This is a genomic window from Streptomyces sp. NPDC107454, from assembly GCF_055582885.1.
In genome coordinates this window covers 583,267-605,234 of record NZ_JBVJPA010000003.1, presented here as the reverse complement: position 1 = coordinate 605,234, position 21,968 = coordinate 583,267, and the positions used below count along the sequence as shown (strand labels likewise).

Sequence of the window (21,968 nt, the reverse complement as noted above, 5' to 3'; positions counted from 1 at the left end):
GTGCTTGCCCAGGACGAGCCGCTCGCGGCCGTCGAGGGGCCGTGGCCGCCCGCCGACGCGCAGCCCGTGTCCTTGGACGGGGTGTACGACCGGTTCGCCGGACGCGGCTTAGGCTACGGCCCCGCCTTCCGCGGGCTGCGGACGCTGTGGCGCCGCGCCGCCGAGAACGCCCAGAACACCGAAGGCGCCGCGAGCGCTGAGGTCTTCGCCGAGGTCGAGCTGCCCGAGGGCGTCGACGCGGCGGGGTTCGCGGTCCACCCGGCGCTGCTCGACGCCGCCACCCAGGCCGTCCTCGCCGCCGAGCCTGACGACTCCCGGGTGCTGCTGCCGTTCTCGTGGAGCGGCGTGACGGTGCGCCCGAGCGCCGCCCGCGTACTGCGGGTGCGCGCCGCACGCGTCGGCGGCGACGAGGTACGGCTCACCGCGACCGACATTGACGGCATGCCCGTCGTGGAGCTGTCCGCGCTGCGGCTGCGGCCCGCGTCGGCCGACCAGCTGCGCGCCGCGACGGCCGCGGGCACCCGGGACGCGCAGTTCCGCGTGGACTGGGTGGCCGCCGAGCAGGGCACCGCGGCGAGCCGCGTCGTGGTCGGAGCGGACGCGGCGGGCCTCGAAGGCCCCCTGCACGCCACGCTCGCCGACCTCACCTCCGTATCGGATCTTGTCCTCGCTCCGGTGACGACCGGCGCCGATCCGGTCGGTGACACCCACCGGGCGACCGCCGGGGTGCTCGGCCTGCTGCGGGAGTGGCTCGCCGACGAGCGGTTCGCCGCCGCCCGGCTCGCCGTCGTGACGCGCGGCGCCGTCGCGGTCCTGCCCGGCGAGGCGCCCGACCCGGCCGCCGCCGCCGTGTGGGGCCTCGTACGGTCCGCGCAGACCGAGCACCCCGACCGCTTCCTGCTCGTCGACACCGACGGCGCGGCCGACTCGCTGCGCGCCGTGCCGACCGTCGGTGACGAGCCCCAGTCCGCGCTCCGTCAGGGGCAGCTGTCCGTCGCACGGCTGGCCCGCGCGGCCGACGACACGCTGCGGCCGCCCACCGGGGCGGACGCCTGGCGCGTCGACGTCGTGCGGTCCGGCTCCATCGATGGCGTCGACGCCGTCGCCGCGCCCGACGCCACCGCTCCGCTCGCACCCGGTCAGATCCGCATCGCCGTACGGGCGGCGGGCCTGAACTTCCGCGACGTGCTGTGCGCCCTCGACATGTACCCCGACGAGGTCGACGCCATCGGCTCCGAGGCCGCAGGCACCGTGCTCGAAGTCGGCGCCGACGTGACCGACCTGGACGTGGGCGACCGCGTACTCGGCATGGTGCCGGGCGGGTTCGGACCGCTGGCCGTGGTGGACCGACGCCTCGTCGTACCGGTCCCCGAGGGCTGGACGTGGGTGGAGGCCGCGGCGCTGCCGTCCGCGTACGCCACCGCCCGCTACGCGCTGGTCGACCTCGCCGACGTACGGCCGGGGGACCGCGTCCTCGTGCACGCCGCCGCCGGCGGCGTCGGTCTGGCCGCGGTCCGGCTCGCCCGGCTGCTCGGCGCGGAGGTCTTCGCCACGGCGAGCCCGGCCAAGCACGGGGTGCTGCACGCGGAAGGCCTGGACGAGGAGCACATCGCGTCCTCGCGGACCACCGAGTTCGCCCAGCGGTTCCCGGCCGTGGACGTGGTGCTCAACTCGCTGGAGGGCGAGCTCACCGACGCCTCCCTCGAACTGCTCGTCGACGGCGGCCGGTTCGTCGAGCTCGGCAAGACCGACCGCCGTGACCCTGCGGCCCTGCCCGGCATCACGTACCGCGCCTTCGACCTGATGGAAGCGGGCCCCGAGCGCATCCAGGGCCTGCTGACCGAGGTCGTCGCCCACGTCGCCGCCGGCGAGGTGCGCGGCCTGCCCACCCGCACCTGGCCGCTCTCCGACGCCCGCGCCGCGCTGCGGTTCATGGCGCAGGCACGCCACACCGGCAAGATCGTGTTCACCGTCGCCCCCTACGCCGACGGCACGGTGCTGCTCACCGGCGCGGGCGTTCTCGGCGGCATGCTGGCCCGGCACCTGGTCGCCGAGCACGGCGCCAGGCACCTGGTCCTCGCCAGCCGCCGGGGCGCCGACGCGCCGGGAGCCGCCGAACTGGTCGCGGAACTGGCCGAGTCGGGTGCCACCGCCCGGTTCGCGCGGTGCGACGTCACGGAACGCGCCGACGTCGACGCGCTCCTGGCGAGCCTGCCCGCCGAGCAGCCGCTGACCGCCGTCGTGCACACCGCGGGCGCCCTCGACGACGGCGTGCTCACCGCGCTGACCGCCGACCGGCTGCCCGCCGTACTGCGCCCGAAGGTCGACGCCGTCCAGTATCTGCACGAGGCGACCCGGGACCGCGGCCTGTCCGCGTTCGTCTTGTTCTCCTCCGCGGCCGCCACCCTCGGCACGCCGGCCCAGGCCAACTACGCGGCCGCGAACGCGTTCCTCGACGGCCTCGCCGAACGCCGCCGCGCCGAGGGGCTGCCCGCGACCTCGCTCGCCTGGGGCCTGTGGGCCGACGCCACCGGCCTGACCGGTCACCTCGACGCCGCCGACGTGGCACGGGCGGGCCGGGGCGGCATCGTGGCGATGGCCTTGGCCGAGGGCCTGGCCCTCTTCGACGCTGCCACCCGCACCGGGGACGCGGTGACCGTCACCGCGCGACTCGACCTCGCCGCACTGCGCGCGGGAGCGGCGCCCCGGCTGCTGCGCGGCGTGACCGGAGCCCCGGCCGGGCCGGCCGCCTCCCGGGCCGCACGCCTCGTCGACGACGCCGCAGCCCTCGTCGCGCGGATCGCCGCGCTGCCCGAGACCGAGCGCGCGCACGCCCTGCTCGACGTCGTCTGCGGTCACGCCGCCGACGTACTCGGCTACGCGGGACCGGCCGCCGTGGACTTCGCGCGCGGCTTCAAGGAGCTGGGCTTCGACTCGCTGACCGCCGTCGAGCTCCGCAACCGGCTCGGCGCGGCCACCGGGCTGCGCCTGGCGACCACGTTGGTCTTCGACCACCCGACGCCGGCCGCGCTCGCCGACCACCTGCTCGCGTCCCTGATGCCGAGCGAGGCCGAAGGGGCGGCCGCCGACCGGCTCATCGCCGAACTGGCCCGCCTGGAGGGGGCGTTCGCCGCGCTGCCCGCCGACGGAGCCGACCGGACGCGCGTCGCGGAGCACCTGCGCCGACTGGCCTCCCGCTGGGACGCCGCCGAGTCCGCAGAAGCATCCGACGCGGCCGCACTGGACGCCGCCACCGCAGACGAGTTGTTCGACCTGATCGACCGGGGGATCGCATGACCGAGCAGACCGACCGACCTGGGGGTGCGCCCAAGGCCGACGAGGCGAAGCTGCTCAGCTACCTCAAGCAGGTCACCGGCGACCTGCAGACCACCCGGCGCAGGCTGCGGGAGGTCGAGAGCCGCGACAGCGAGCCCATCGCCATCGTCGGCATGGCCTGCCGCTACCCCGGCGGCGTCGCGTCCCCCGAGGACCTGTGGGAGCTGATCGCGAACGAGACCGACGCGGTCTTGGCGTTCCCCACCGACCGCGGCTGGGACATGGCATCGGTCTACGACCCGGACCCCGACCGGCCGGGCACCTCGTACGCCCGTGAAGGCGGCTTCCTCACCGACGCCGCTGGGTTCGACGCGGGCTTCTTCCGGGTCAGCCCGCGCGAGGCGCTGGCGATGGACCCGCAGCAGCGGCTGGTCCTCGAGACCGCGTGGGAGGCGCTGGAGCGCGCCGGGATCGACCCCGACGGCCTGCGCGGAAGCGCGACCAGCGTGTACGTCGGATTCAGCAGCGAGGACTACTCCGACATCGCCGGTGCGGCAGGCACCCAGCTGGAGGGCTACGTCGTCACCGGCACCTCGCCCAGCGTGCTGTCCGGCCGGCTCGCCTACACCCTCGGCCTTGAGGGCCCTGCCGTGTCCATCGACACGGCCTGCTCGTCGTCGCTGGTCGCTCTACACCTCGCGGTGAGGTCGCTGCGGTCCGGCGAGTCCACGATGGCGCTCGCGGGCGGCGCGACCGTGCTGTCGACCCCTGCCGTGTTCACCGAGTACAGCCGCCAGCGCGCGCTGGCCGCCGACGGCCGCTGCAAGGCGTTCGCCGCGGCCGCCGACGGGTTCGGCTTCGGCGAGGGCGTCGGCCTGCTGGTCCTGGAACGGCTGTCGGACGCGCGCCGCAACGGCCACCCCGTCCTGGCCGTCGTGCGCGGCAGCGCCATCAACCAGGACGGCGCGAGCAGCGGCCTGACCGCCCCCAACGGACCGTCCCAACAGCGCGTCGTGCGCCAGGCGTTGGCGGACGCGGGTCTCGCGTCCTCGGATGTGGACGCGGTGGAGGCGCACGGCACGGGGACGCGGCTGGGCGATCCGATCGAGGCGCAGGCGTTGTTGGCCGCGTACGGGCAGGGTCGTGAGCGGCCGCTGCTGCTCGGGTCGGTGAAGTCGAACATCGGCCATGCGCAGGCTGCTGCGGGTGTGGCGGGTGTGATCAAGATGGTGCAGGCGATGCGGCACGGTGTGCTGCCTCGGACGCTGCATGTGGACGAGCCGTCGCCGCACGTGGACTGGTCAGCGGGCGCGGTCGAGCTGCTGACCGAGGCGCGGGAGTGGCCCGAGACGGGTGCTCCGCGTCGGGCGGGTGTGTCCTCGTTCGGTGTGAGCGGTACGAACGCGCATGTGGTGCTGGAGGAGGAGCCCCCGTTCGACGCCCCGCCCGCGGAGCCCGCGGTGCGGGATCTGCCGGTGGTGCCCTGGATCCTGTCGGCCGATTCGGCGGAGGGTCTGCGTGCCCAGGCGGAGCGTCTCGCCGCGCACAGCACGGCGCTCGAAGCCGATCCGCGCGATGTCGCGTTCGCGCTGGGTACGACGCGTTCGGTGCTGGGGCATCGTGCGGTGGTTCTGGGAGAAGACCGGGCCGAGTTGCTGGCCGGTCTTTCCGCGCTGGCAACGGGTGCTGAGGCGCCCGGTGTCGTGCGGGGTGTCGCGGGCGGAGATGGCCGGGTGGCCTTCGTCTTCCCCGGGCAGGGTTCGCAGTGGGTGGGCATGGGGGCGGAACTCCTCGACTCCTCCCCGGAGTTCGCCGCGCGGATGGCGGAGTGCGCCGAGGCCTTGGCTCCGTACGTCGAGTGGTCGCTGCTCGATGTGGTCCGGGACGGGGTCGACCTGGACCGGGTCGACGTGGTGCAGCCGGTGCTGTGGGCCGTGATGGTGTCGCTGGCCGAGGTGTGGCGTGCGCACGGTGTGGTGCCGTCGGCGGTGGTCGGGCACTCGCAGGGCGAGATCGCCGCCGCGTGCGTCGCCGGCGCCCTGTCGCTGTCGGACGGCGCACGGGTCGTGGCACTGCGTGGGCTGGGCCTGGTGAGCCTCGCGGGTTCGGGCGGAATGCTGTCCGTCGCCGCGCCGGAGGCCACGGCGCGGGAGCTGCTGGAGCCCTGGGCGGGCCGCGCGGTGGTCGCGGCGGTGAACAGCCCGGGTTCCGTCGTCGTCGCGGGCGAGGCGACCGCCCTTGACGAACTGGCCGCCCTCTGCGGGGAAAAGGGGGTGCGTGTCCGGCGCATCGCGGTGGACTACGCCTCCCACTCGCCCGCCGTCGACGTGCTGCGCGACCGCTTGATCGCCGACCTCGCCGACGTCGTCCCCACGGCGGGAACCGTTCCGCTGTTCTCGACCGTGACGGGCGGCTGGATCGAAGGCACGGCGCTGGACGCGGAGTACTGGTTCCGGAACCTGCGGGAGCCGGTGCGGTACGCCGACGCGGTGGCCGGTCTTCTCGCCCAGGGCTACCGGGGCTTCGTCGAGTCCAGCCCCCACCCGGTCCTTGCCGTCGGCACGCAGGAGGCCGTCGAGGCTGCCGACGCCCCTGCTGTCGTGGTGGGCTCGCTGCGGCGTGACAGCGGCGGCCTGCCAACCCTGCTGGGCAATCTGGCCGAGGCCCATGTCGGCGGTGTACGGGTCGACTGGGCCACCTTCCACGCCGGAACGGGCGCGCGGGCGGTCGAGTTGCCGACGTACGCGTTCCAGCGCGAGCGCTACTGGCCTCCGGTCGACGGCATCGTGCGCCCGACGGTCGTGGCCGCCCCCGTGGAGCTGCCCGCCGAGGCCGATTCCACGACGACCTGGCGCGACGGCCTCGCCGGGCTGCCCGCGGCCGACCGCCGCCGCAAGGCGCTCGACCTGGTGCGCGCCCGGACCGCCGTGGTGCTCGGCCACGCCGACCCGGCGGCCGTCGAGCCGCAGCGCGGCTTCAGCGACCTCGGCTTCGACTCCCTGGCCGCACTGCGCCTGCGCACCGCGCTGAACGAGGCGACCGGCCTGAGCCTGCCCACCACCGTCGTTTTCGACCACCCCGACCCCGCCGCGCTCGCCGCGCACCTGCTCGCCGAGCTGGACGGCGCCCCGGCGACGGCGGCCACCACGGTCCGTAACCCCGTACGCGCCGCCGTTCCTGCCCCCACCGCCACCCCCGTCCGGGCCGTCGTGCCCCCTGCCGTCCGCACCCCCGCCACGGACGAGCCGCTGGCCGTGGTCGCCATGGCCTGCCGCTTCCCCGGAGGCGTCGACGGGCCCGACGACCTGTGGCGCGTACTGACCGAGGGCCGGGAGGCCATCGGTGACTTCCCCGCCGACCGGGGCTGGGACCTCGACGGCCTCTACGACCCCGATCCCGACAAGGCGGGCAGCAGCTATCTGAGCAAGGGCGGATTCCTCGACGGCGCCGCCGACTTCGACGCCGCGTTCTTCGGCGTCAGCCCGCGCGAGGCGCTGGCGATGGATCCGCAGCAGCGCCTGTTCCTGGAGATGGCGTGGGAGGCGTTCGAGCGCGCGGGCATCGACCCGCTCGGGTTGCGCGGCTCCGCCACGGGCGTGTTCGCAGGCGTCACCGACCAGCGCTACGACACGCGCCACGGCGTGGTGCGCAACGGCGTGGACGAGGGTCTGCTCGGCACCGGCAACTACGCCAGCGTGCTGTCCGGACGGGTCTCCTACACCCTCGGACTCGAAGGCCCGGCGATCAGCATCGACACCGCCTGCTCCTCGTCGCTGGTCGCGCTGCACCTCGCGGGGCAGTCGCTGCGCAGCGGCGAGTCCTCGCTCGCGCTCGCGGGCGGCGTGATGGTCATGTCGACCCCGCGCGCGTTCGTGGAGTTCTCGCGGCAGCGCGGCCTCTCCCCGGACGGCCGCTGCAAGGCGTTCGCCGCCGCCGCCAACGGCATCGGCTGGTCCGAGGGCGCGGGCGTCGTGCTCCTGGAACGGCTCTCGGACGCGCGCCGCAACGGCCACCACGTCCTGGCCGTGGTGCGCGGCTCGGCGATCAACCAGGACGGCGCGTCCTCCGGACTCACCGCGCCCAACGGCACGGCGCAGCAGCGGGTCATCCGCGCCGCGCTCGCCGCCTCGGGCCTCGCCGCGTCCGACGTGGACGTCGTCGAGGCGCACGGCACCGGTACGACCCTGGGCGACCCGATCGAGGCCAACGCCCTGCTGGCCACCTACGGGCAGGATCGCGAACGGCCGCTGCGACTCGGCTCGCTCAAGTCCAACATCGGCCACACCGGCCCCGCCGCCGGAGTGGCGGGCGTCATCAAGATGGTGCTCGCGCTGCGCGAGGGCGAGATTCCGAGGACGCTGCACGTGGACGCGCCCTCCCCGCACATCGACTGGGCGTCCGGATCCGTCGAGCTGGTGACCGAGGCCGAGTCGTGGACCCGGTCCGACCGGCCGCGCCGCGCGGGCGTGTCGTCCTTCGGCGCCAGCGGCACGAACGCGCACCTGGTCCTCGAGGAGGCCCCCGAGGAGCCGGCCGCGCCGGCTGACCGTGATGTCGCCCCGCGCTGGGTGCCCTGGACCCTGTCCGCGCGGTCGGACGCGGCCCTGGCCGCGCAGGCCACCCGGCTCGCCGAGCGGATCGAGGCCGAGCCCGGGCTCGAACCGGTGGACGTGGCCTGGTCGTTGGCCGCCTCCCGCGCGTCGCTGCCGCGCCGCGCGGTCGTCGTCGCCGCCGACCGCGCGCAGGCGTTGCACGGCCTGACCGCGCTGGCGGCCGGGGAGCCCGCCGACTCCGTGGTCACCGGCACCGCCGACGCCGCAGACCCGGGCGTCGTGTTCGTCTTCCCCGGACAGGGCGCGCAGTGGCGCGGCATGGCCGTGGACCTGCTCGATTCCTCCCCGGTGTTCGCGGCGCGGATGGCGGAGTGTGCCGCCGCGCTGTCCCGGTTCGTCGACTGGTCGCTGCTGGACGTGGTGAGGGAGGCGGAGGGAGCCCCCGGCTTCGACCGGGTGGATGTGGTGCAGCCGGTGCTGTGGGCGGTGATGGTGTCGCTGGCCGAGGTGTGGCGGGCGCACGGTGTGGTGCCGTCGGCGGTGGTCGGGCACTCGCAGGGTGAGATTGCCGCCGCGTGCGTGGCGGGGGCGCTGTCGTTGTCCGACGCGGCCCGTGTGGTCGCCCTCCGCTCCCAGGCGATCGGTGAGGTGTTGGCCGGTCAGGGTGGGATGTTGTCGGTCGCGCTGTCGGCCGACGCCGTGGCGGAGCGGATTGCTCCGTGGGCCGGTCGTGTCTCGGTCGCCGCGCTCAACGGGCCCGCCGCGACGGTGGTGTCGGGTGATCCGGACGCGCTGGACGAGCTGACGGCCGCCTGCGCGGCTGATGGTGTGCGTACGCGACGGATCCCGGTGGACTACGCGTCCCACTCGGCCCACGTCGAGTCGATCGAGGCCGAACTCCTGACCGTGCTCGCGGACGTGCGGCCGAGCTCCTCCGACGTCCCCTTCCACTCGACGCTGACCGGTGGACCGCTCGACACGGCCTCGCTCGACGCGGGCTACTGGTACCGGAACCTTCGCGAGACCGTCCGGTTCGAGCCCGTCGTCCGCGCCCTGCTCGACGACGGCCGTACCGTCTTCGTGGAGGTTAGCCCGCACCCCGTGCTGACCTCGGCCGTCCAGGAGACGGCGGACGCCGTCGACGCGTCCGCCACGGCGATCGGTTCGCTGCGCCGCGACGAGGACGGCCCGCGCCGCTTCCTCACCTCGCTCGCCGAGGCCGCCGTACGCGGCGTGCCCGTCGACTGGGCCACCGTCTGCCAGGGCGGCCGCCGCGTCGAGCTGCCCACGTACGCCTTCCAGCGCAGCCGCTTCTGGCCGGAGGCACCGGTGGCGGCGGGCGATGCGACCGGCCTCGGCCTGGCCGACGCCGGACACCCGCTGCTCGGCGCCGCCACCGCCCTCGCGGACCTAGGCGGCCAGGTGTTCACCGGCCGGGTGGCCTCCGGCACCACTCTGTCCGCTGCCACATCGGTGGAGCTTGCGCTCTGGGCCGGCGGGGGTCGTGCGCTGGCCGAACTCGTCGAGGACGCGCCCCTGACGGCGGCCGACGGCGCCCTGCGGCTGCAGGTCACCGTGGGCGCCGAGGAAGCCGACGGCACGTCCTCGGTCGCCGTGTTCTCCCTGCCGGAGGACGCCGCGGACGACCGGGCCTGGACCCGGCACGCGACCGGCGTGCTCACCAGCCGAACCGCCGCAGGAACCGCCGTCGACGAACCCGATGAGCCGGCACGCGCCGATGACGTCGTCGCCGAGTCGACCGCTGAGGGCGCGGGCGACTGGGGCGTGCACCCCGCACTGCTCGACGCCGCCCTCGCGGAGGTCCGCCCCGGCCTGGTGCCCGGTGCCTGGAGCGGTGTCACCCTGCACGCGGTCGGCGCGAGCCGGCTGCGCGTACGGCTCTCGCCCAAGGGCCGGGACACGTTTGCCCTGTACGCCACCGACGGCACCGGGGCGCCCGTACTGACGGTCGACTCCGTCGAGTTGCGGCAGCCGCGCGCCACGGAGTCGGCCAGGGACCGCGAGCTGTACCGCGTCGAGTGGACGCCCGTACCGCTCCCCGCCGCCACGGCCGACGGGATCGCCGTCCTCGGCGATCTCCCACTGCCCGGCTTCCGCCTCCACGCGGACGTCGCCGCCGTCGCCGCCCTGGACACCGTCCCCGACGTCCTGGTCCTGCCGTGCAGGCCGCCGCAGGTCGAGGACGTCGTCGGCGCCGCGCACGCCGCCACGCACCGCGTGCTTGCCGTGCTCCAGGAGTGGCTCGCCGAGGACAGGCTGGCCGCCACACGGCTGGTGGTCCTCACCCACGGCGCGGTCGCCGTGGGCGAGGAGGACGTCACCGACCTGGCGCACGCCCCCGTCTGGGGCCTGATCCGCTCGGCCCGCGCCGAGCACCCCGGCAGGCTCGTCCTCGTCGACGTGGACAGCCCGGACGCCCTGCAGGAGCTGCCCGGGACGCTCGCCGTCGACGAGCCGGAGATCGCCGTCCGCGCGGGACGCGCCTCCGTGCCCCGCCTGGTCCGCGCCCCGCTGACCGACGTGCCCGCGCCCGCATGGGATCCCGAGGGCGTCGTCCTCGTCACGGGTGGCACCGGCACGCTCGGCGCCCTGTGCGCCAGGCACCTGGTGACCGTCCACGGCGTGCGCAGGCTCGTGCTCGCCGGCCGGCGCGGCGCCGCCGCGCCCGAGGCCGTCGCGCTCGCCGAGGAGCTGCGCGGCCTCGGCGCCGAGGTGTCCGTCGCCGCGTGCGACGCCGCCGACAGGACCGCCCTTGCCACGCTCATCGCGGAGATCACCGCCGAGCGGCCGCTGACCGGAGTCGTCCACACCGCCGGCGTCCTCGACGACGGCGTCATCGCCTCCCAGACCCCCGAGCGGGTCGACCGCGCGCTGCGGCCCAAGATCGACGCCGCCTGGCACCTGCACCAGCTGACCCAGGGCCACGACCTGGCCGCGTTCATCCTGTTCTCCTCCACCTCGGGCCTCTTCGGAGCGCCGGGCCAGGGCAACTACGCGGCGGGCAACGCGTTCGTGGACGCGCTCGCCGAGCACCGCCGCGCCCTCGGCCTGCCCGCCGTGTCCCAGGTCTGGGGTCTGTGGGCGCACGCCAGCGGCATGACCGGTCACCTCGGCACCGCCGACCTGCGCCGAGCCGCCCGTGACGGCGTGGTGCCGCTGCCCACGGCCGACGCGCTGTCCCTCTTCGACCGGGCCGCCACCGGCGGCGCCGACCCCGTCCTCGTGCCCGCGTGGCTGGACCTGAGGTCGTTCGCCACGGGCGGCACGCCCGTCCCCGCGCTGCTGCGGGGCCTCGTCCGAGGGCCCGCGCGCCGCGCCGCCGACGCCGCGTCCGGGCAGGACACGCTCGCCCAGCGGCTCGCCGGGCTCGGCGCCGCCGAGCGCGACCGGCTCCTGCTCGACCTGATCCGCAGCCACGCCTCCGTGGTCCTCGGCCACGCGGACGGCGACGCCGTGACACCCGGTCACGCCTTCAAGGAGCTGGGCTTCGACTCGCTGACGGCGGTGGAACTGCGCAACCGCCTCGCCGCCGCGACCGGTCTGCGGCTGCCCGCGACCCTGGTCTTCGACCACCCGAACCCCCGCGCGCTCGCCGAGCACCTGCGCGGGGAGCTGCTGGGCGAGCGGGTCGCACCGGTCGCGGCCGTCGCCGTCGGCGCGGCGGGCGACGATCCGATCGCCGTCGTCGGCATGTCCTGCCGCCTCCCGGGCGGCGTGGAGACGCCGGAGGACCTGTGGCGGCTGCTCGCGGAGGGCCGTGACGCGCTGTCCCCTTTCCCGGGTGACCGGGGTTGGGACACGGAGGGTCTTTACGACCCGGATCCGGAGCACGCGGGTACGTCGTACGTGCGTGAGGGCGGGTTCCTCGACGGCGCGGCCGAGTTCGACGCGGGCTTCTTCGGGATCTCGCCGCGCGAGGCGCTCGCGATGGACCCGCAGCAGCGGCTCGCCCTGGAGACCGCGTGGGAGGCCGTGGAACGGTCGGGTCTCGATCCGAAGTCGCTGCGCGGCAAGGACGTCGGCGTCTTCCTCGGCACCAACGGCCAGGACTACGTGTCGCTGCTGCGGCCGAGCGTCGAGAGCGCCGAGGGCTACGTCGGCATCGGCAACTCCGCCAGCGTGCTCTCCGGCCGCATCTCGTACGTCCTCGGCTTGGAGGGCCCGGCCGTCACGGTCGACACCGCGTGCTCGTCCTCGCTCGTCGCTCTGCACTGGGCCGTCCAGTCGCTGCGTGCCGGCGAGTGCTCGATGGCGCTCGTCGGCGGTGTCACCGTGATGGCGACCCCGGACGTGTTCGTCGACTTCTCCCGCCAGCGTGGCCTGGCCGCCGACGGCCGGTGCAAGGCCTTCTCCGGCAGCGCCGACGGCACGGGCTGGTCGGAGGGCGCGGGCATGCTGCTCGTCGAGCGGCTCTCGGACGCCCGCAGGAACGGACACCAGGTCCTGGCGGTCGTCCGCGGCACGGCGATCAACCAGGACGGCGCCTCCAACGGCCTCACCGCGCCGAACGGCCCCTCGCAGCAGCGGGTCATCCGCCAGGCGCTGGCCAACGCCGGCCTCGAACCGTCCGACGTGGACGCCGTCGAGGCGCACGGCACGGGCACCACGCTGGGCGACCCGATCGAGGCGCAGGCGCTGCTGGCCACGTACGGCCAGGACCGCGCCGAACCCGCGTGGCTCGGCTCGGTCAAGTCGAACCTGGGCCACACCCAGGCCGCCGCCGGGGTCGCGGGCGTCATCAAGATGGTGCTCGCGCTGAACGCGGGCGAGCTGCCGCGCACCCTGCACGTCACCGAGCCGTCCCCGCAGGTCGACTGGTCGGCGGGCGCGGTACGGCTGCTCACCGAGCCGCAGCCCTGGCCCGCGGGGCAGCGTCCCCGCCGCGCGGGTGTGTCGTCGTTCGGCGTGAGCGGTACCAACGCGCACGTCGTGATCGAGGAGGGCGAGCCCACCGAGCCCACCGAGCCGGTCGCACCCATGGCTGCCGAACCGCCGCAGGGCGATGCCGTGGTGCCGTGGCTGCTCTCGGCGCGTACGGAGCCGGCCCTGCGGGCGCAGGTCGAGCGGCTGCACGCCTTCGTGACGGCCCACCCCGAGGTGCGTCCGGCCGACATCGGACTGACGCTCGCCACCGCGCGGTCCCGCTTCGAGTACCGCGCCGTGGTGACGGGCGCCGACCACGACGGGCTGCTGGCTGGCCTGGCCGACCTCGATCCGGTCGCGGCCGGGGAGGACGGGTCGACGGCGTTCCTGTTCACGGGGCAGGGTGCGCAGCGGGTCGGTATGGGTGAGGAACTGGCCGCCGCGTACCCGGTGTTCGCGGAGGCGTTCGACGCGGTGTGTGCCGAGTTCGACACGGTGCTCGACCGTCCGTTGCGTGAGGTGATCGCCTCGGGTGAGGGTCTGGACGACACGGCGTACGCGCAGCCCGCGCTGTTCGCGGTGGAGGTGGCCCTCTACCGGTTGGTCGAATCCTGGGGCGTGGTCCCGGACATGCTGATCGGTCATTCGATCGGCGAGTTGGTCGCCGCGCATGTCGCGGGTGTGTGGTCGCTGCGTGACGCGGTGACCGTGGTCGCCGCGCGCGGGCGGCTGATGGGAGCGCTGCCCGAGGGCGGTGCGATGGTGGCGGTCGAGGCCACGGAGGGGGAGATCGTCCCGACGCTCGTCGAGGGCGCGAACCTCGCGGCGGTCAACGGGCCGTCGTCGGTCGTCGTCTCCGGCGACGAGGACGCCGTCCTCGCCGTAGCGGACCACTGGTCCGAACTCGGCCGCAGGACCAAGCGGTTGACGGTGAGTCATGCCTTCCACTCGCACCGGGTGGAGCCGATGCTCGCCGACTTCGCCGAGGTCCTGGCCTCGGTACGGAGCCAGGCGCCGACGATCTCGATCGTGTCCACCGTGGCCGATGACGACGACGTCACCGAGCCCGGCTACTGGCTGCGCAACGCCCGGCAGGCCGTACGGTTCTCCGGCGCCGTGCGGACCGCGCGCGCCGCCGGCGTCACGGCGTTCCTCGAACTCGGCCCGGACGCCGCGCTCAGCGCGCCGACCGCCGAGACCGTGGACGACGTCCTGGCCGTCCCGGTCCAGCGGGCGGGTCGGCCCGGTGCGGCGACCGCCGTGGCGGCCCTCGCCGCCCTGCACGCCGGCGGCGCGCGGGTCGACCGGGCCGCGTACTTCCGCGGCAGGGACGCCCGCCGCGTCGACCTGCCCACGTACGCCTTCCAGCACGCGCGGTTCTGGCTCACGCCGCCCGCGACCACCCCGGCCGGTCTGGCGGGAGCGGGCCTGACCACCGTCGGGCACCCGCTGCTCGGCGCGGCCGTCGAACTGCCCGGCGCGGACGGGGTCGTCTTCACCGGCAGCCTGTCCCTGCGCACCCACCCCTGGCTGGCCGACCACGCCATCCTCGGTCCCGCGCTGCTGCCGGGCACCGCCTTCCTCGACCTCGCCCTCGCGGCCGGCCGCCACATCGGCTGCCCTCGCGTGGACGACCTCGGCCTCGAGGCCCCGCTGCCGCTGCCCGCGCAGGGCGCGGTGCGCCTGCAGGTCCGGGTGGAGGCCCTCGAGGCCGACGGCCGCCGCCAGATCGGCGTCTACTCGCGGCCCGAGGACGACGAGCACGCCTGGATCCGGCACGCGGCGGGCGTCCTCGCCCCCGACAGCGGCGCGGCCCCCGAGACGCTGACCGAGTGGCCGCCCCCGGGCGCCGAAGCGCTCCCGATCGGCGACCTGTACGAGGACCTGGCCGCCGCGGGCTTCGGCTACGGCCCCGTCTTCCGCGGCCTGCGCGCCGTATGGGGGCGTGACGGCGCCGTATACGCCGACATCGCGCTGCCCGACGACACAGGGTCGACCGACGAGTACGGCGTGCACCCCGCGCTGCTCGACGCCGCCCTGCACGCGCTCGGATTCGGCGACCTGGTCGCGGACTGGGGGCGCGGGCAGCTTCCGTTCGCCTGGACCGGCGCACGGGTGCACGCCGTCGGCGCGCGGGCCCTGCGCGTGCGGCTCACCGCCGAGGGCGGCGGCATCACGCTGACCGCCGCCGACCCCACCGGGCAGCCGGTGGTCACGGTCGAGGGCGTCCGCCTGCGACCCGTGGCCGACGCGCCCACCACCCGTAGGACCGCGCGACCGCACCGGATCGAGTGGACGCCCGTCGCGACCGACACCGTCACCTCCGGAACCCCGGCGGCCGACGACGTCACCGAGCTGTTCGTCCCCGGCGGGACGCCCGGCGGTGACGTGGTGGCCGAGACGCACGCGGCCGTCGTCGACGCGCTGGCCCGGATCCGGGCCTGGCTCGACGAGGACCGCCCCGGACGCCTGGCGTTCGTCACGCGCGGCGCCGTCGCGGCGGGTGCCGACGAGGCGCCCGACCCGGTGGCCGGCGCCGTGTGGGGCCTGGTGCGCTCGGCCCAGTCGGAGCATCCCGACCGGTTCACGCTCGTGGACCTGGCCCCGGACGGCGACCGCTCCGACGTGGCCGCCGCGCTCCGCACGGGCGAGGCGCAACTCGCCGTACGCGGTGCGGCCGTACGGGCGCCGCGACTGGCCCGCGCGCTGCCCGCATCCGCCCCCACGGCGGTCTTCGACCAGGACGGCACCGTGCTCGTCACGGGCGGCACCGGCACCCTCGGCGCCGTCGTCGCCCGCCACCTCGCCGTCGAGCACGGCGTACGGCACCTGGTCCTGACGGGCCGTCGCGGCCCGGACGCCCCCGGCGCGGCCGAGCTCGTGGCCGAACTGGCCGAGCTTGGCACAGCGGCCCGGGTCGTGGCCTGCGACGCCGCCGACCGGGACGCGCTCGCCGACCTGCTCGCGGGCATCGAGCCGCCGCTCACCGGTGTGGTGCACGCGGCGGGCGTCCTCGACGACGCGACCGTGGAGTCGCTGACCCCCGAGCGGGTACGGACGGTGCTCCGACCCAAGGTCGACGCCGCCTGGAACCTGCACGAGCTGACGGCGGGCCTCGACCTGACCGCGTTCGTGCTGTTCTCCTCGGCCGCCGGCGTCCTCGGCGCCCCCGGCCAGGGCAACTACGCCGCAGCCAACGCCTTCCTCGACACCCTCGCCGCCCGTCGCCGCGCCCAGGGCCTGCCCGGCGTGGCCCTCGCGTACGGACTGTGGGAGACGCGCGGCGGCATGACCGCGGGCCTCGGCGACGCCGATGTGCGCCGCGTCGGCCGCGCGGGCATGCGGCCGCTCGGCGCCGAGGACGGTACGGCCCTGTTCGACGCCGCCGTCCACGGCGGCGACGCCCTGTCCGTGGCCGCGCTCTGGGACCTCCCCGCGCTGCGGGCGGCCGGCGACGCGCTCCCGCCGCTCCTGCGCGGCCTTGTCGGGCAGCCCGCCCGTCGGGCCGCGAGCGCTGGGACCGGTGCGGGCGCCGACCGGTTCGCCGGCCTGTCCCAGGTAGAGCGGGAGCGAGCCGCCGTCGACCTCGTACGCGAGCACGTGGCGGCGGTCCTCGGCCACGTGTCCGCCACGGCGGTGGCCGCCGACCGCGCGTTCCTCGACCTGGGCTTCGACTCGCTGACCGCCGTGGAGTTGCGCAACCGGCTCGGCGCCGCGCTCGGTCTGCGGCTCGGCACCACCGCCGTGTTCGACTACCCGACCCCGGCGGCCCTGGCGGCGCACCTCCTGGAACGCGTCCTCGGCACCACGCCGCCCGTCGAACGGGTCGCGGCACCGCTCGCCCCGGCCGACGAGCCGATCGCGATCGTCGGCATGGCGTGCCGCTACCCCGGCGGCATCGCGTCGCCGGACGAGCTGTGGGCCACGGTCGCCGCGGGCGTCGACGCCGTGTCCGGATTCCCCGCCGACCGCGGCTGGGACCTCGCGACGCTCTTCGCCGAGGACCCCGACCGGCCGGGCAGCAGCCACACCCGCGAGGGCGGCTTCCTGCACGACGCGGGTGAGTTCGACGCCGGCTTCTTCGGCATCTCGCCGCGCGAGGCCTTGGCGATGGACCCGCAGCAGCGGCTGCTCCTGGAGACCTCCTGGGAAGCCGTGGAGCGGGCGGGCATCGACCCGGCCTCGCTGCGCGGCAGCCGTACCGGCGTGTACGCGGGAGTGATGTACCACGACTACGTGGCCGGAGTGGGCACGCTCCCGGCCGGCGTCGAGGGCTACCTCGGCACCGGCAACTCGGGCAGCGTCGCGTCGGGCCGCGTCGCCTACACCCTGGGTCTGGAAGGGCCCGCGGTGACGGTCGACACGGCGTGCTCCTCCTCGCTGGTCGCGCTGCACTGGGCCATCCAGTCGCTGCGCTCGGGCGAGAGCGACCTCGCGCTCGCGGGCGGTGTCACCGTGATGGCGACGCCGGGCGTGTTCGTCGACTTCTCCCGGCAGCGCGGCCTCGCCGCGGACGGCCGCTGCAAGTCCTACTCCACCGGGGCCGACGGCACCGGCTGGGCCGAGGGCGCGGGCATGTTGCTCGTCGAGCGGCTGTCCGACGCGCGCCGCAACGGCCACCCCGTGCTGGCCGTCGTACGCGGCTCGGCGGTGAACCAGGACGGTGCGTCGAACGGTCTGACGGCGCCGAACGGTCCGTCGCAGCAACGGGTCATCCGCAGCGCGCTGGCCGAGGCCGGCCTGCGGCCGACCGACGTGGACGCCGTCGAGGGCCACGGCACCGGCACGTCGCTGGGCGATCCGATCGAGGCCGAGGCCCTGCTCGCGACCTACGGCCAGGAGCGGGACCAGCCGCTGTGGCTCGGGTCGGTGAAGTCCAACCTCGGGCACACCCAGGCCGCCGCAGGCGTGGCGGGCGTGATCAAGATGGTCCAGGCCATGAGGCACGGCGTGCTGCCCAAGACGCTGCATGTCGACGAGCCGTCGACGCACGTGGACTGGTCGGCCGGCGCGGTGGAGCTGTTGACCGAGGCCCGGGAGTGGCCCGAGGGCGAGGGGCTCCGCCGCGCGGCGGTGTCGTCCTTCGGCCTCAGCGGCACCAACGCCCATGTGGTGCTCGAACAGGGCGAGCCGCAGACGCGGCCCGCCGAGGAACCCACGGAGCAGCCCACCGACGGGCCCGCCGTCGAGCGGACCGCCGTCGTGGTCCCGGTGACGCTGTCGGCGCGGACGGACGAGGGGCTGCGCCTGCAGGCCGACCGGCTCGCCGCGGCGCTGGCCGCCGATCCGGTGCTCACCCCGCTCGACGTCGCCTACTCCGCCGCCACCGGCCGGGGACGTCTCGGACGCGGTGCCACGGTCGTGGCGAGCACCCGCGCCGAGCTGCTCGCGGGCCTGGCTGCGCCGGGCGGTCCGGCCATCGAGCAGGGCACCGGCCGTACGGCGTTCCTGCTGACCGGCCAGGGCGCCCAGCGCGCCGGCACGGGTGAGGAACTGGCGGCGACGTACCCGGTGTTCGCCGACGCCTACGCCGAGGTGTGCGCGGAGTTCGACGCCGTGCTCGACCGCCCCCTGCGGCAGGTCGTCGCCTCCGGCGAGGGGCTGGACGACACCGCGTACGCGCAGCCCGCGCTCTTCGCGCTGGAGGTCGCTCTCGCGCGGCTGCTCGGCTCCTGGGGCGTGGCGCCGGACTTCCTGCTCGGCCACTCGGTCGGCGAGCTGGCCGCCGCGCATCTGGCGGGCGTGTGGTCGCTGCGCGACGCGGTGACCGTCGTCGCCGCGCGGGGCCGTCTGATGGCTGCGCTGCCTGTCGGGGGCGCGATGTCCGCGATCGAGGCACCCGAGGCCGAGGTCGCCGCCGAGCTGGTGACCGGGGCGGTCGTCGCCGCGGTCAACGGTCCGGCGTCGGTCGTCGTCTCCGGCGCTGAGGACGCCGTGCTGGCCACGGCCGCGCTCTGGGCCGAACGGGGGCGCAGGACACGGCGGCTGAAGGTGAGCCACGCGTTCCACTCGCCGCTGATGGAGCCGATGCTGGCGGAGTTCGCGGAGGTCCTCGCATCCGTCGGGTTCCGGCAGCCGCGCGTCCCCGTGGTGTCCACGGTCACCGGTGAGGTCGTCGGCGAGGAGTTCGCCACCCCCGCCTACTGGGTGCGGCACGTGCGGGACGCGGTGGGCTTCGCCGACGGCGTGCGCGCCCTCGACGCGGCGGGCGTGGACACCATGGTGGAGCTCGGCCCCGACGCTGTGCTCACTGCGATGGCGGCCCAGCTGCTGCCCGGTACCACCGCTGTCGTACCGGTGCTGCGCGCCGGACGGCCGGAGGTGCCCGCCGTGGTCACCGCGCTCGGCACCCTGCACCACCGGGGCGCCGACGTGGACTGGGCAGCGTTCTTCGCGGGCCTCGGCGCCCGACGCGTCGAACTGCCCACGACCGCGTTCCAGCGCACGCGCTACTGGCTGGAGTCCACACCGCGCGTCGGCGACCTCTCCGCCGCCGGGCTCGCCGTCGCGGACCACCCGATGCTGGGGGCCGTCGTGGAGTCCCCCGACGGGGTGACGCTCACCGCCCGTCTCGACGCGGCGACCTACCCCTGGCTGGCCGACCACGCCGTACTCGGCAGTGTCCTGCTGCCCGGGACCGCCTTCGTCGAGCTGGCCGTCACGGCGGGCGGACACGTCGGCTCGCCCCGGGTGCGCGAACTGACCCTGGCCGCACCGCTGGTGCTGCCGGCGGACGGCTCGGTGCTCGTGCAGGTCCAGGTCGGCGCTCCCGCCGACGGCGAGCGGCCGGTCACGGTCTCCGGTCGCGCCGACGGCGCGCAGGAGTGGACCAGGTACGCGACCGGTGTCCTCGCGGCGAGCGCCCCGGCGCCCGCCCCGGGCTCGCGGGAGTGGCCGCCGACGGGCGCCGAGCCGGTGCCGACCGACGGCGTCTACGACGACCTGGCCACGGCCGGTTTCGGCTACGGGCCGGTCTTCCGCGGCCTGCGCGCCCTCTGGCGGCGCGGTACGGACGCGACGGCCGAGGTCTTCGCCGAGGTCGAGCTGCCGTCCGTGGCCGAGCCCGCGGGCTTCGGCGTGCACCCGGCGCTCCTGGACGCGGCGCTGCACGCGATCGGCGCCGGTGAACTGCGCGCCCAGGGCGTGCCGTTCTCCTGGACCGACATCACCGTGCACGCCACGGGCGCCCGCTCGGTGCGGGTACGGCTCGCACCGGTCGGCGCCGAAGAGGTGTCCCTGCAGGCGTGGGACCACGACGGCGAACCGGTGGTCAGCGTCGAGTCGCTGCGGCTGCGGCCGCTCGGCCCGGACGACCTGCGCGCCGCGCCCACCGTGGCCGACGCGCTCTTCGACCTCGACTGGGTGCCCGTCGCCGCCACCGGCGCCACCCCGGGCCGCTGGGCGCTGCTCGGCGGGGAGGAGCACGGTCTGTCCGACGCGCTGCGCCCGGTTGCCGACATCGAGGAGCGTCAGGACCTGGACGCCGTGGGCGAGGGCGTGGCCGTCGTGGTCGCCCCGCTGCCCGCGAAGAGCTCCGGGGACGTGCCGTCGGCCGTACGGGACGTCCTCGGCGACACGCTGGAGCTGGTGCGGTCGTGGGTGACGGGCGACCACGCCACCGACGCGCGCCTGGTCGTCCTCACCCGCGGCGCCATGGCGGCCGAGGACGGCGAGCGGCCCGACCTGGCGGCAGCGGCCGCCTGGGGCCTGGTCCGCGCGGCGCAGTCCGAACACCCCGGCCGGATCGTCCTCGTCGACACCGACGACGCCCCGGCGTCGCTCGCGGCCTTGCCCGCCGCCCTGACGACGGCCGAGCCCCAGCTCGTGGTCCGCGCCGGCGGCGTGCGGGCGGCCCGCCTGGTCCGCTCCGCCACCACCGAGCCGGCCGCGCCGCTGGGCGCGCGCGGCACGGTCCTGGTGACCGGCGCGACCGGTGCGCTGGGCGCGCTGGTGGCCCGCCACCTCGTGGCGGAACACGGCGTACGCAGGCTGCTGCTGGTCAGCCGGTCCGGGCAGAACCCGGAACTCGCCCGGGAGCTGGCCGAGTGGGGCGCGGTCGCCGAGTTCGCCGCGTGCGACGTCGGCGACCGGGCGGCCCTGGCCGCCCTGCTCGAGGGCGTCGATCCCGTGCACCCCGTGACGGCCGTGGTGCACGCCGCGGGCGTGCTCGACGACGGCGTGGTGGAGTCGCTCACCCCGGACCGGCTCGACACGGTGCTGCGGCCCAAGGCCGACGCCGCCTGGCACCTGCACGAACTGACCCGCGACCTGGACGCGTTCGTGCTGTTCTCGTCCGCCGCGGGCCTGCTCGGCGGGCCCGGCCAGGGCAACTACGCCGCCGCCAACGCCTTCCTCGACGCCCTCGCGGCGCTCAGGCGGGCCGAGGGACTGACCGCGGCGTCGATCGCCTGGGGTCCGTGGGCCGAGGGCATGGCGGGCCAGGTGGACACGCGCAGGGCGGCCCGGGCGGGCATGCTGCCGCTCGACGCCGCGCAGGGCCTGACCCTGTTCGACGTCGCGCGGGGCGGGGCTCCGGTCACGCTCGCCGCACGCCTCGACCTGCCGGGGATGCGGGCCCGCGCGGCGGAACTCCCTCCGGTCCTGCGGTCCCTGGTCCCCGCGCCCGCGCGGCCGGTGACCGAGGCGGCCGAGCCGCTCATGCGGACGCTCGCCGCGCTGCCCGCCGCCGAGCGGGAGCGGGCGGCGCTCGACGCCGTGCTGCGGCACACCGCCGACGTGCTCGGCCACGCGGCGCCCGAGGGCGTCGACCCGGGCCGCGGCTTCCAGCAACTCGGCTTCGACTCACTGATGTCGGTCGAGCTGCGCAACCGCCTCAGCGCCGCGGCCGGGCTGCGGCTGCCCGCCACGACGATCTTCGACCACCCGACCCCCACCGCGCTCGCGGCGCACCTGATGGCCGGTCTCACCCCCGGCCGGGTCACCGTGTCCTCGCTGCGCACCAGCACGCTCGCCGAACTGGAGGGCGCATCGGCCGAGTTGGCCGCCGACCTGGAGCTGCGCGACGCCGTGCGGTCCCGGCTGCGCGCGCTGCTGCGGACGCTGGAGGGCGACGGGGGCGACAAGGTCGACGACGCGGACGGCGACGACGCGCTCGACGAGGTCAGCCTCGACGAGCTGCTCGACCTCGCCGACCAGGAGCTGCGGGACCTCTAGATGACCGACCACGACCGCCCGGACCGTGCACACGGCACGGCCGGCACCCACCCCACAGACCGTACGAACCCCACAGACCGC

General features: G+C 75.9%; 1 protein-coding gene and 2 pseudogenes. All 3 read left to right on the top strand.

Annotated features, from left to right (window positions below; translation table 11 throughout):
- Positions 1–1,953, top strand: a pseudogene (locus tag ACZ69M_RS10115) (polyketide synthase dehydratase domain-containing protein); the annotation flags it as partial.
- A gap of 30 nt (positions 1,954–1,983) precedes the next feature.
- Positions 1,984–20,096, top strand: a pseudogene (locus tag ACZ69M_RS10110) (SDR family NAD(P)-dependent oxidoreductase); the annotation flags it as partial.
- Positions 20,076–21,887 carry a type I polyketide synthase gene (locus ACZ69M_RS10105; protein ID WP_470048403.1) on the top strand — a complete coding sequence of 604 codons (1,812 nt, stop codon included), beginning with the start codon at positions 20,076–20,078 and terminating at the stop codon, positions 21,885–21,887. The pseudogene ACZ69M_RS10110 and the gene ACZ69M_RS10105, both read left to right, overlap by 21 nt.
- Positions 21,888–21,968: the final 81 nt, after the last annotated feature.